This window comes from Escherichia albertii NBRC 107761 = DSM 17582 (assembly GCF_000759775.1).
In the GTDB taxonomy this organism is placed as follows: domain Bacteria; phylum Pseudomonadota; class Gammaproteobacteria; order Enterobacterales; family Enterobacteriaceae; genus Escherichia; species Escherichia albertii.
Genome location: NZ_BBMY01000143.1, coordinates 1 through 11,214, shown reverse-complemented (window position 1 = coordinate 11,214; position 11,214 = coordinate 1). Strand labels below are relative to the sequence as shown.

Here is an 11,214-nt window from a genome sequence, read left to right as displayed (position 1 = left end):
GCACCTCAAAAACACCATCATACACTAAATCAGTAAGTTGGCAGCATTACCAATCACCCGAAACGTCTGGAAACGTCTCTTCTGGCTTGGTTTAGTGACGCCAATTGGCATCAAATGCAGCATGTATCTTGTGGGCCGTTTCTTTGATTTTCCACTCAAGATATCGACCTTTTTCGGTGATGCAGATGCCATTTTTACCGTTGTGGATTTGCTGAGTCTTTTCACTGCGGTATTGATTTACAACATGCTCTTTTACTATCTCACCCGCATGATTGTGAATCCCCACTTCGCGCAGATATTGTGGCGCAGAGATATCGCTCCTTCGTTAAATAAAGAGAAACGCGCGTTTACCTTAAGCTGGCTGGCAACACTTACCGTGCTGTTGCTGCTGATGTGTACGCCTTATGAAAATGACTTTATTGCCGGTTATCTGGTTCCCGTTTTCTTTATTATCTTCACTCTTGGTGTCGGCAAACTTCGTTATCCGTTTTTAAATCTCACCTGGGCGGTTTCGACGCTTTGTCTTCTGAATTACAACCAGAACTTTTTACAAGGGGTGGAAACAGAATATTCGCTGGCGTTTATTCTTGCGGTATTGATTTCCTTTAGCGTTTGCCTGCTCTATATGGTGCGCATTTATTGTCGTAGCGAGTGGCTTAACCGTCGTTGGCATTTACAGGCACTGACCGATCCATTAACGCTATTGCCTAACTTTCGTGCGCTGGAGCAATCGCAGGAGCAAGAAGCTGGAAAGAGTTTTTGCTGTTTGCGGATTGATAATCTTGAGTTTATGAGCCGCCATTACGGATTAATGATGCGCGTTCATTGTATTCGCTCTATTTATCGCACACTGCTGCCATTGATGCAGGAAAATGAAAAGTTGTATCAGTTGCCGGGGAGTGAATTGCTGCTGGTATTGACCGGGCCGGAAACGGAAGGCCGTTTGCAGCATATGGTCAACGTTCTCAATAGTCGGCAGATCCACTGGAATAATACCGGGCTGGATATGGGCTATGGCGCGGCGTGGGGGCGTTTTGATGGCAATCAGGAAACGCTGCAGCCTCTGCTGGGGCAGTTGAGCTGGCTGGCGGAACAATCCTGCGTTCATCATCATGTACTGGCGCTGGATAACCAGGAAGAAGTCGTTTCAGGGCAGACAACACAACAGGTATTGCTGCTGAATACTATCCGTAAAGCGTTGGATCAGGGGGATTTACTGCTCTACGCTCAGCCAATCCGTAACAAAGATGGGCAGGGCTATGATGAGATCCTCGCTCGTCTGAAATACGACGACGGTATTATGACGCCGGATAAATTCCTGCCGCTTATTGCTCAGTTTAACCTCAGCGCGCGTTTCGATTTGCAGGTGCTGGAATCCCTGTTGAAGTGGCTGGCGACTCACCCTTGCCACAAAAAAGGCCCGCGCTTTTCAGTCAATTTAATGCCGCTCACGCTGCTACAAAAGAATATCGCCTGGCGGATTATTCGCCTGTTTTAGCGTTATCACATCTCCCCGGAGACTGTCATTCTTGAGATCACCGAGGAGCAGGCGTTTTCTAACGCAGAGAGCAGTATGTACAATATTGAACAACTGCATAAGTTTGGCTTCCGTATTGCGATTGATGATTTTGGTACTGGTTACGCCAATTATGAGCGCTTAAAGCGTTTGCGGGCTGATATCATCAAAATTGATGGTGTCTTTGTAAAAGATATCGTTACTAATACGCTGGATGCGATGATTGTGAGGTCGATTACCGATCTGGCGAAAGCGAAGTCGTTAAGCGTAGTGGCGGAGTTTGTTGAGACGCCACAGCAGCAGGCGCTATTACATAAACTTGGGGTACAGTATCTGCAAGGGTATTTAGTTGGCCGTCCGCAGCCATTAGTGGACTAGCGGGTATAAAAAAGCCGGGGAATATTCTCTAATGCCGATCAGTTAACCTATCTAGTGACTGTGTAAAAATCCGGAAACTCTGACTTGTTTCCGGATTTTTTATGTGCATTGGACAGGCGTTCGAGCTCGTTTCTCGTTACGATTCTTTGCATAACCCGCTGATTTTTCTTGGTGATTGTCCAGGCCTGAAGCATTAGCTTAGGCCTTATCTGGCTGTTACCGGTTATTTGTACAGGTATCTGTCAAACGACATCTGGTTTAGATGCAGATGCGTTTTCCGGCAATTCACGATCTTCAGCAGGCCAGTTGCTGTCTGTAATCAGCGTTTTGCTGGCATACAGCTTGCAGTGAACAGCTCAGGGGATGTCCTGAGCGCTTTAAGTCGCCTTGTAGATATTTTTTAATAGGAACATCATTAATATGGATAAATATTTCGTTAAAATTTATTATGCTGTTATAATAAAAAAACACAGAAAACTAAAATGCATAATAATTAGCGTGTATTTGTGTTTTTTTGATTTTATTTTTTTATTGGCGGTTTGTTGAGTTGTTTTGTAGTTGCCTGATAAAGATATGGTTTTTTTATTTTTATTTTATAAGTCATATAAAATGCGCACCTTTAAATTAAAATGATCTATATTTATTTTTTATGGCTTGCATAGTATGAACTGCGTATTATGCTATTGTCTATAACATAACTATGTATTATTCTTATGCCTCCAAGGAAGTGCCGTGTATTTTGAGGAAGATTGATATGTCTTTGGTTAGTTTTATTCATAGAAATATTACGCATTTAAGCCCAGAGGTTGTAAGTGCTGTTCAGTCAAGAGCTGCAACGACGGGGTGTGCGCAGATAAGGATTGGTGGGATGAATTATAGTGTTCATCCTGTTAGACAACTGGGGGGATTCTGTGTTCAGCCTACCGGTGGCGGCGGGTTATTGAATCGTTTGTTTGGAACCCAGCGAACAGTTGCTGTTTTAGAAAGGCAGTTGAATCAAAACATCAACCCAGTAAAAGCACATAATGAATATGTGGAGCGAACATTTGGCAGTCGTTTATAATTAATGCTCCTGAAAAGTGTAAGTAATATAATTTGTGTATAAGGACTTTTCTGCGTTACGTCCAGATACACAATTAATGAAGACAACGACAGGCCAGCGTATACTGGCCTGAGTAATAACGCTTGATAAATTTTGTATTTCGCTCAGAAGAAACCTGCCGGGCAAAATGATGAGCGCCACTGGTTTCTTGCATAAACTGCGCTATAGCAGACAATATGCCGTCATCAATTTTATAAAAAGTAATATTGGTTTTATCTATATACCCCACGCAGCCTCTCCGCATTGTTCAGTCATATGTTTAGCAATACAGCTATGATTTGTATGAGAGTAAATCAGTCTTTAAGAAGACAATTTTGTTAAAATTAACGATGCTGGCTGACGTTATGCACATCAATTGTTATCAAAAAAACGTCGGAGTTATATGGCAGAGGAAGATATTGCCGCTGTGCTCAATTGCCTGAGAATTGCTCTCTGAACTCGGTAATGCCAGTCAGTTGCTTAACTGACTGGCATCAGGGGAATCTCCCCGGCTTTTTTAATACATTGCGCTTACAGTACCAGTGCTGCGATTGATGCAGAAAGCACACTCACCAGAGTAGAACCGTAAACCAGTTTCAGACCGAAGCGAGAAACGACGTTACCTTGCTCTTCGTTCAGGCCTTTAATCGCACCAGCGATGATACCAATGGAAGAGAAGTTGGCGAACGATACCAGGAATACAGAGATGATGCCTTCAGCGCGCGGAGAGAGCGTAGAAGCAATTTTTTGCAGATCCATCATCGCTACGAATTCGTTGGAAACCAGTTTGGTCGCCATGATACTGCCCACCTGAAGCGCTTCGCTGGCCGGTACGCCCATTACCCATGCAATCGGATAGAAGATGTAGCCCAGAATGCCCTGGAAGGAAATACCCAGAACGGTAGCAAACAGAGCGTTCAGTGCTGCGATCAGGGCGATAAAGCCGATCAGCATTGCGGCAACAATAATTGCCACTTTGAAGCCCGCCAGAATGTATTCACCCAACATTTCGAAGAAGCTCTGTCCTTCGTGCAGGTTAGACATCTGAATGTTTTCTTCGCTGGCATCAACGCGGTATGGGTTGATAATAGAGAGGACGATAAAGGTGCTGAACATGTTCAGAACCAGTGCAGCAACAACGTACTTCGGCTCCAGCATGGTCATGTACGCGCCGACGATAGACATCGACACGGTAGACATCGCCGTGGCCGCCATGGTGTACATGCGGTTGCGGGACATTTTGCCGAGGATATCTTTATAGGCGATAAAGTTCTCGGACTGACCCAGAATCAAGGAGCTGACTGCGTTAAAGGATTCCAGTTTGCCCATGCCATTGACTTTGGAGAGCAGGAAACCGATCGCGCGAATAATCACCGGCAACACGCGAATGTGCTGGAGAATACCGATCAGTGCAGAGATAAAGACGATGGGGCACAGCACTTTCAGGAAGAAGAACGCCAGGCCTTGATCGTTCATGCTACCAAAGACGAAGTTAGTCCCTTCGTTGGCAAACCCGAGCAGTTTTTCGAACATTTCGGAGAAGCCTTTCACGAAGCCCAGACCAACGTCAGAGTTCAGGAAGAACCACGCCAGTAATACTTCGATAACAAGCAGTTGAATAATATAACGGATACGAATTTTTTTGCGGTCGCTGCTTGCCAGCAATGCGAGAATCGCAACAACGGCTAGTGCCAGTACAAAATGAAGGACGCGGTCCATATTTGCTCCAAATATGAGGCAGGTTAAGTTTCCGTGCACATTCTATGCAACATGATTCAGGAAAACGAGATCTGACACACACTATAATGATGTCCTGTGACAAGCTTCAAAAATAGTGAGCTGTCATACATTTCTGCTATGTTGTGTATGGAAGCGGGAAGTTATGTAAATGTGCTAACATTAAACAAAAACACAACATTCAAGTTATCAGCCTTTTCGTAGTCATAATCCTGGTCTATCAGAGAAATCATCACAACCCATTTAAATGAATTTGATAATCATTCTCATTTGCCATAGCATGAAACATAGCAAAGGCTATGTTTTAGAGGAACAAGATGACGAACTATCGCGTTGAGAGTAGCAGCGGACGGGCGGCGCGCAAGATGAGGCTCGCATTAATGGGACCTGCGTTCATTGCGGCGATTGGCTATATCGATCCCGGTAATTTTGCGACGAATATTCAGGCGGGCGCCAGCTTCGGCTATCAGTTACTGTGGGTTGTCGTATGGGCAAACCTGATGGCGATGCTGATTCAAATTCTTTCAGCCAAACTTGGGATTGCCACCGGTAAAAATCTGGCGGAGCAAATTCGCGATCACTATCCGCGTCCCGTAGTGTGGTTCTATTGGGTTCAGGCAGAAATTATTGCGATGGCTACCGACCTGGCTGAATTCATCGGTGCGGCGATCGGTTTTAAACTCATTCTGGGAGTTTCGCTGTTGCAGGGCGCAGTGTTGACGGGGATCGCCACTTTCCTGATTTTAATGCTGCAACGTCGTGGGCAAAAACCGTTGGAGAAAGTGATTGGCGGGTTACTACTGTTTGTTGCAGCGGCTTACATTGTTGAGTTGATTTTCTCTCAGCCGAACCTGGCGCAGTTAGGTAAAGGTATGGCGATCCTGAGTTTACCGACCTCGGAAGCGGTCTTCCTCGCCGCAGGTGTGTTGGGGGCGACCATTATGCCGCATGTGATTTATCTGCACTCTTCTTTAACCCAGCATCTGCATGGTGGTTCGCGCCAGCAACGTTATTCTGCTACCAAATGGGACGTGGCGATTGCCATGACGATAGCCGGTTTCGTCAACCTGGCGATGATGGCAACGGCTGCCGCTGCATTCCACTTTTCTGGTCATACTGGCGTTGCCGATCTTGATGAGGCTTATCTGACATTGCAACCTCTGTTAAGTCATGCGGCAGCAACGGTCTTTGGGTTAAGCCTGGTGGCTGCCGGACTTTCCTCAACGGTTGTGGGGACGTTAGCAGGGCAAGTCGTCATGCAGGGCTTTATACGCTTCCATATTCCACTGTGGGTACGTCGTACTGTCACCATGCTGCCATCATTTATTGTCATTCTGATGGGACTTGATCCAACACAGATTCTGGTGATGAGTCAGGTACTGTTAAGTTTTGGTATTGCTCTGGCGCTGGTGCCGCTGCTGATTTTCACCAGTGATAGTAAATTAATGGGCGACCTGGTAAACAGTAAGCGCGTAAAACAGATTGGCTGGGTTATTGTAGTGCTGGTTGTAGCGCTGAATATCTGGTTGTTAGTGGGGACGGCTCTGGGGTTGTAGTTGAACTAGCGTCGCATCTGGCACTGCCGGCGGATGCGGCGTAAACGCTTTATCCGCCCTACGCGTTTAATGGAACGGGTTTAATGCCGATGACCATGTCCGCGGCCTTTTCCGCGATGATCATCACGGTCGTTCCAGCCTTCACGGTAGCCACGCTCATACGCTTTACGCTTGTCCCAGCCACGGTGATAGCCATTATCATGACGCCACCAGCGGTTTTTACGCCATTCATAATTGCGGTGCCAATAATCACGATCGCGCCAGTGGCCGCCATCCCAGTAATTACCATAATTATCGCGATCGCCAATTTGTAATTTAATTGATGGTAGTAAAGTAATTTCACCTGCATTTGCAGCAAGCGGGATAAATGCCATCAGGGCGGCCGCCAGAATCAGTGACCTGAACATGTTATTCTCCTTCACGATCGAGCCGTAAGCGGCCTGTTAACGCAATATTACGGGGAGGTAAAGCCCTGTATCATCGGCATAACTCCGAAATCATGAGTGAGAGCATTTTTTGCTAAAGATTGTTGGCGCTGTGTTTATTGTTTCGTACGGCTTGCGATCATCATTGGTTTTCCTGCCAACAGCAGCCACGCGGGCAGCATCACAATACACAGTAACGGCAGCAGCGTAGTGTCAGGTACGACAACCGCTGCCATAAATAAACTTAACCAGCCATCGCGGGTGACGACCAAAACAATACCGAGAATAGCGCAGGATACTGTAATCGCCGCCGGGACAGTCGGAACGTGAGCATGCAGCATCAACCCTAACGCCACGCCAACGAACACCGCCGGAAAAATTCGCCCACCGCGAAAACCACTGGCGGCGGCAACGACCAGAGCGGCAAGCTTAATCACCGCCAGTAAAAAGAAATCACTGGTGCTAAAAGCTTGATTCATTGTCATCTGCTGCATCTCATCCAGGCCTTTGAACAGCGAAACAGGCCCACCAATAACGCCCAGGATACCCAGCAAAAAACCGCCAAGCCCCAGCATGAGCACAGGATTTTTCAGGCGATGCATCATCGTGTGTAATCTTGGCAGGCACCAGACAGCAATCATCCCCGCCGCAATGGCGATGGCCGCGACAATTGCGCCGCTGAGAATGTCTGTTATCTGCATCTGCCCATAATGAGCGATGGGTAATGAAAAATGGGGATGGAAAAACAGCCCGGTTGTCAGGGCGCCAGCCGCTGCCGCCATTAACGGCGCAAAGAGACGATCCCACAGCGGAACCTCATTGTTACCGTTTAATGTTTGCGAAAATATCAACGCTGCCGCAACAGGGGTGCCAAACAGCGCGCCGATAGTGCCTGCAGAAGCTAGAATGGTCCACTCCATAGTGTTCACTCGGGGCATCAGCCGAACGCCAATGGCAACAGCGAGGGCAATATTGACCGTCATAATCGGATGTTCCGGTCCCAGACTGACGCCGCCGGCAAGCCCGAGAATTAATGCTACGATCAATCCAGGCAGCGCGGAAGGAGGGACCAGCGTCCCAATAAGTGGTTCACAGGCAGGATCTGGCCCGGCATGCCCCTGGCTAAAACGGATAACCAACCCCACCGCGCCACCTGTCAGCGTTAATATTCCGATGATCAACAGCGGTGAATCCAGGGGTATTCCCAGACTATCCGGTAATCGTTGCCAGAGCAGATTCTGCAAAACTGAGGCGATTTTCATCACCGCAATCAGAATAAGACTGGACGCAATCCCAACCGCCACGGCGGGAAGCGATAATAACAACATGGTTCTGGCTCGCGGATGGAGCATGTTTTATTCCTTATGCGGGGTCAGATATTTAGTTTGCCCAGCTTGTGCAAAGGCATCGCTGCAATTGGTGCTGAAACGATAAAGTAAATGTGTGACCCAGATCGATATTTACAGGGAGCCAGCCTTTCCGGCGTTGTTGTTATGCCCCCGGATATTTACAGTGTGAGAAATGATTATTTTGACTTTAGCGGAGCAGTAGAAGAATGACAAAGTATGCATTAGTCGGTGATGTGGGCGGCACCAACGCACGTCTTGCTCTGTGTGATATTGCCAGTGGTGAAATCTCGCAGGCTAAAACCTATTCAGGACTCGACTATCCCAGTCTGGAAGCGGTTATTCGCGTTTATCTTGCAGAACATAAGGCTGAGGTGAAAGACGGTTGTATCGCCATTGCTTGCCCAATTACCGGGGATTGGGTTGCGATGACCAACCATACCTGGGCGTTTTCGATTGCTGAAATGAAAAAGAGCCTTGGTTTTAGCCATCTGGAAATCATCAACGATTTTACAGCCGTTTCGATGGCGATCCCGATGCTGAAAAAAGAGCATCTGATCCAGTTTGGTGGTCAGGAACCGGTCGAAGGCAAACCTATCGCAGTCTACGGTGCCGGAACAGGGTTAGGAGTAGCGCATCTGGTACATGTCGATAAACGCTGGATTAGTTTACCGGGCGAAGGCGGTCACGTTGATTTTGCGCCAAACAGTGAAGAAGAGACCATTATTCTCAACGTTCTTCGTGAGGAAATTGGTCATGTCTCCGCTGAACGCGTGCTGTCCGGGCCTGGGCTGGTGAACCTGTATCGCGCTATTGTGAAAGCCGACAACCGCCTGCCGGAAAATCTCAAGCCCAAAGATATTACCGAGCGTGCGTTGGCAGATAGTTGCACTGATTGCCGTCGGGCATTATCGCTGTTTTGTGTGATTATGGGGCGTTTTGGCGGCAACCTGGCGTTAAATCTCGGCACATTTGGCGGCGTTTATATTGCGGGGGGGATCGTGCCGCGTTTTCTTGAGTTTTTCAAAGCTTCCGGTTTCCGTGCCGCTTTTGAAGATAAAGGCCGCTTTAAAGAATATATCCATGATATTCCGGTATATCTCATTGTTCATGACAATCCTGGTCTTCTTGGTTCGGGAGCGCATTTACGCCAGACACTGGGCCACATTCTTTAATCCTTCCTGATATGTCGGGAGATAATTCCTCCCGATATCCATTCAAATCAATCGATTAATTCAATTTTTCTTTGTGCCTCATCACAAGGCCGACCTGCGTCACACTTCCGAGTAACGGGATTAATTATCCAGTAAATGCATTATTTGTCTGGTAACGGCGATTTGTTTTGCACGTTCATAATTTCACTCGTCAACTATAACAAGTAAGGAAATAACGATGAGTAAGAAACTGATTGCCTTATGTGCCTGCCCAATGGGCCTGGCTCACACCTTTATGGCCGCTCAGGCGCTGGAAGAAGCGGCGGTGGAAGCGGGTTATGAAGTGAAAATTGAAACCCAGGGCGCGGACGGTATCCAGAACCGCCTGACGGCGCAGGATATCGCCGAAGCGACCATTATCATTCACTCCGTGGCCGTCACACCGGAAGATAACGAACGTTTCGAATCTCGGGATGTTTACGAAATCACTTTACAGGACGCAATTAAAAACGCTGCGGGCATCATCAAAGAAATCGAAGAGATGATTGCTGCTGAACAACAGTAATTTTCGACAGGGATAACGTTATGGCCATTAAAAAACTCAGTGCAACCGTTGTGCCTGGCACATCCGGTGCGGCAGCGGCAATTAAGAATCCGCAGGCCTCTAAAAGCAGCTTCTGGGGCGAACTTCCGCAGCATGTAATGTCCGGGATTTCGCGCATGGTACCGACCTTAATCATGGGCGGTGTGATCCTCGCATTCAGTCAGTTGATTGCTTATACCTGGCTGAAAATTCCCGCTGATATCGGCATTATGGATGCGCTTAATAGCGGAAAATTCACCGGTTTTAACCTCTCTTTACTGAAATTTGCCTGGCTGTCGCAATCTTTTGGCGGCGTGTTGTTTGGCTTTGCTATTCCGATGTTTGCTGCTTTTGTGGCTAACTCAATCGGCGGCAAGCTGGCGTTTCCGGCTGGATTTATTGGTGGGTTGATGTCCACTCAACCAACGCAACTGCTGAATTTTGATGCCAGCACCATGCAATGGGTCACCAGTGCTCCTATTCCATCAACCTTCATCGGTGCGCTGATTATCTCCATTGTTGCGGGTTACCTCGTGAAATGGATGAACCAGAAAATTCAGTTGCCGGATTTCCTGCTGGCGTTCAAAACCACATTTTTGCTGCCGATCCTTTCCGCTATTTTTGTCATGCTGGCAATGTATTACGTCATTACGCCGTTTGGCGGCTGGATCAATGGGGGTATCCGTACCATCCTGACTGCCGCTGGTGAGAAGGGCGCGCTGATGTACGCAATGGGGATCGCTGCGGCGACCGCAATTGACCTTGGAGGGCCGATTAACAAAGCGGCTGGATTCGTTGCCTTCAGCTTTACCACTGACCATGTTTTACCCGTTACAGCGCGCTCTATTGCCATTGTTATTCCGCCAATTGGTCTGGGACTGGCGACCATTATCGACCGCCGTTTAACGGGTAAACGCCTGTTCAATGCTCAGCTTTATCCGCAGGGGAAAACGGCAATGTTCCTCGCCTTTATGGGGATCAGTGAAGGTGCGATTCCGTTTGCGCTGGAAAGCCCCATCACTGCTATTCCGTCCTATATGGTTGGCGCGATTGTCGGCTCAACCGCCGCTGTCTGGCTGGGCGCAGTGCAATGGTTCCCGGAATCAGCTATCTGGGCATGGCCGCTGGTAAGCAATCTTGGCGTCTACATGGCAGGGATCGCGTTGGGGGCAATCATTACCGCATTGATGGTGGTGTTCCTGCGTCTGATGATGTTCCGCAAAGGCAAATTGTTACTCGATAGCCTGTAAGAAGGATAATCCTGATGACATTACTCGCCTCGCTGCGCGACTGGCTTACAGAGCAACAACTGGATGCGATGGTTCTCTCCTCACGGCAGAACAAGCAGCCGCATCTGGGGATCTCCACCGGATCAGGCTATGTGGTGATTAGCCATGAAAGTGCGCACATTCTGCTGGATTCGCGCTATTACGCGGAT

General features: G+C 47.9%; 11 protein-coding genes and 2 pseudogenes. 9 read left to right on the top strand and 4 right to left on the bottom strand.

The annotated features are described in order from the left end of the window. Window positions 1-55: 55 nt before the first annotated feature. The 3 genes and pseudogenes from EA14781_RS19605 to EA14781_RS23810 all read left to right on the top strand — a co-directional run. Window positions 56-1,894 (top strand): annotated as a pseudogene (locus tag EA14781_RS19605) (bifunctional diguanylate cyclase/phosphodiesterase); the annotation flags it as partial. Window positions 1,895-1,995: 101 nt separating this feature from the next. Continuing rightward, window positions 1,996-2,070: pseudogene (locus tag EA14781_RS25845) on the top strand (hypothetical protein); the annotation flags it as partial. Window positions 2,071-2,648: 578 nt separating this feature from the next. Then, window positions 2,649-2,957, top strand: coding sequence for a hypothetical protein (locus tag EA14781_RS23810; RefSeq protein WP_071586002.1), 309 nt, complete (start codon window positions 2,649-2,651; stop codon window positions 2,955-2,957). A 73-nt stretch (window positions 2,958-3,030) separates the two neighbouring features. Here EA14781_RS23810 and EA14781_RS19600 read toward each other — a convergent pair whose 3' ends face one another. Together EA14781_RS19600 and nupC are read right to left on the bottom strand one after the other, a co-directional pair. Beyond that, entirely contained in the window at window positions 3,031-3,225 is a 195-nt protein-coding gene (locus tag EA14781_RS19600) for a hypothetical protein (RefSeq protein WP_000540440.1), read from the bottom strand. Window positions 3,226-3,506: 281 nt separating this feature from the next. Continuing rightward, on the bottom strand, window positions 3,507-4,694 hold the full coding sequence (nupC, locus tag EA14781_RS19595; RefSeq protein ID WP_002461638.1) for a nucleoside permease NupC: 1,188 nt from the start codon (window positions 4,692-4,694) through the stop codon (window positions 3,507-3,509). A 265-nt stretch (window positions 4,695-4,959) separates the two neighbouring features. On the opposite strand from nupC, the gene EA14781_RS26195 reads away from it, so the two are divergent. Continuing rightward, window positions 4,960-5,049, top strand: coding sequence for a hypothetical protein (locus EA14781_RS26195; RefSeq protein WP_423241014.1), 90 nt, complete (start codon window positions 4,960-4,962; stop codon window positions 5,047-5,049). After that, window positions 5,030-6,268 carry an Nramp family divalent metal transporter gene (locus EA14781_RS19590; RefSeq protein ID WP_000186361.1) on the top strand — a complete coding sequence of 413 codons (1,239 nt, stop codon included), beginning with the start codon at window positions 5,030-5,032 and terminating at the stop codon, window positions 6,266-6,268. Before EA14781_RS26195 ends, EA14781_RS19590 begins: the two co-directional genes overlap by 20 nt. A gap of 80 nt (window positions 6,269-6,348) precedes the next feature. Here the strand turns inward: EA14781_RS19590 and ypeC are convergent, their stop codons facing one another. Together ypeC and EA14781_RS19580 are read right to left on the bottom strand one after the other, a co-directional pair. After that, window positions 6,349-6,675: a DUF2502 domain-containing protein YpeC gene (gene ypeC, locus EA14781_RS19585; RefSeq protein WP_000490097.1), complete on the bottom strand. Its 327-nt coding sequence runs from the start codon at window positions 6,673-6,675 to the stop codon at window positions 6,349-6,351. 134 nt (window positions 6,676-6,809) lie between these two features. Next, entirely contained in the window at window positions 6,810-8,045 is a 1,236-nt protein-coding gene (locus tag EA14781_RS19580) for an ion channel protein (RefSeq protein WP_000903166.1), read from the bottom strand. Between the two features lie 203 nt (window positions 8,046-8,248). Between EA14781_RS19580 and glk the strand changes: the two genes are divergently transcribed. The 4 genes from glk to EA14781_RS19560 all read left to right on the top strand — a co-directional run. Next, the gene (gene glk / locus EA14781_RS19575; RefSeq protein ID WP_000170339.1) at window positions 8,249-9,214 is read left to right on the top strand and encodes a glucokinase; all 966 of its coding nucleotides are present in this window, start codon (window positions 8,249-8,251) and stop codon (window positions 9,212-9,214) included. A 217-nt stretch (window positions 9,215-9,431) separates the two neighbouring features. After that, window positions 9,432-9,758: a PTS fructose transporter subunit IIB gene (locus tag EA14781_RS19570; RefSeq protein ID WP_000038455.1), complete on the top strand. Its 327-nt coding sequence runs from the start codon at window positions 9,432-9,434 to the stop codon at window positions 9,756-9,758. 20 nt (window positions 9,759-9,778) lie between these two features. Next, window positions 9,779-11,026, top strand: a complete 1,248-nt coding sequence (locus EA14781_RS19565; RefSeq protein WP_000985282.1) for a PTS fructose transporter subunit IIC — start codon at window positions 9,779-9,781, stop codon at window positions 11,024-11,026. Window positions 11,027-11,040: 14 nt separating this feature from the next. Continuing rightward, window positions 11,041-11,214, top strand: a 174-nt coding sequence (locus EA14781_RS19560; RefSeq protein WP_175026703.1) for an aminopeptidase P family N-terminal domain-containing protein, incomplete at its 3' end; no start/stop codon positions are given.

Excerpts from the sequence above, each read along its gene's own strand:
- glk (WP_000170339.1), top strand. The coding sequence starts at position 8,249 with ATGACAAAGTATGCATTAGTCGGTGATGTGGGCGGCACCAACGCACGT.
- nupC (WP_002461638.1), bottom strand. The coding sequence starts at position 4,694 with ATGGACCGCGTCCTTCATTTTGTACTGGCACTAGCCGTTGTTGCGATT.
- EA14781_RS19580 (WP_000903166.1), bottom strand. The coding sequence starts at position 8,045 with ATGCTCCATCCGCGAGCCAGAACCATGTTGTTATTATCGCTTCCCGCC.
- EA14781_RS23810 (WP_071586002.1), top strand. The coding sequence starts at position 2,649 with ATGTCTTTGGTTAGTTTTATTCATAGAAATATTACGCATTTAAGCCCA.
- EA14781_RS19590 (WP_000186361.1), top strand. The coding sequence starts at position 5,030 with ATGACGAACTATCGCGTTGAGAGTAGCAGCGGACGGGCGGCGCGCAAG.
- EA14781_RS26195 (WP_423241014.1), top strand. The coding sequence starts at position 4,960 with ATGAATTTGATAATCATTCTCATTTGCCATAGCATGAAACATAGCAAA.
- EA14781_RS19565 (WP_000985282.1), top strand. The coding sequence starts at position 9,779 with ATGGCCATTAAAAAACTCAGTGCAACCGTTGTGCCTGGCACATCCGGT.
- ypeC (WP_000490097.1), bottom strand. The coding sequence starts at position 6,675 with ATGTTCAGGTCACTGATTCTGGCGGCCGCCCTGATGGCATTTATCCCG.
- EA14781_RS19570 (WP_000038455.1), top strand. The coding sequence starts at position 9,432 with ATGAGTAAGAAACTGATTGCCTTATGTGCCTGCCCAATGGGCCTGGCT.